This window comes from Pantoea sp. UBA5923 (assembly GCF_002431095.1).
GTDB classification, from domain to species: Bacteria; Pseudomonadota; Gammaproteobacteria; order Enterobacterales; family Enterobacteriaceae; genus Pantoea; species Pantoea piersonii.
Genome location: NZ_DJDN01000001.1, coordinates 9,304 through 9,636, shown reverse-complemented (window position 1 = coordinate 9,636; position 333 = coordinate 9,304). Strand labels below are relative to the sequence as shown.

Sequence of the window (333 nt, the reverse complement as noted above, 5' to 3'; positions counted from 1 at the left end):
GTGACAAATAACCACGTCGTTGACAACGCCACCAAAATCCAGGTGCAGCTCAGCGATGGCCGTCGCTACGATGGTAAAGTGATTGGCAAGGATCCGCGCTCTGATATCGCGCTGGTGCAGCTTATCGATGCGAAAAACCTGACGGCGATTAAAATCGCGGATTCCGATAACCTGCGCGTCGGCGACTACACCGTCGCTATCGGCAACCCGTACGGCCTGGGTGAAACCGTGACCTCGGGCATCGTCTCGGCGCTGGGACGCAGCGGCCTCAACGTCGAAAATTACGAAAACTTTATTCAGACTGATGCGGCGATTAACCGCGGCAACTCCGGC

General features: G+C 56.5%; 1 protein-coding gene. It reads left to right on the top strand.

What is annotated here, in order from left to right; all coding sequences use genetic code 11:
* A partial coding sequence (locus B3797_RS00075; protein WP_311790027.1) for a trypsin-like peptidase domain-containing protein occupies positions 1–333 on the top strand: 333 nt, incomplete at both ends.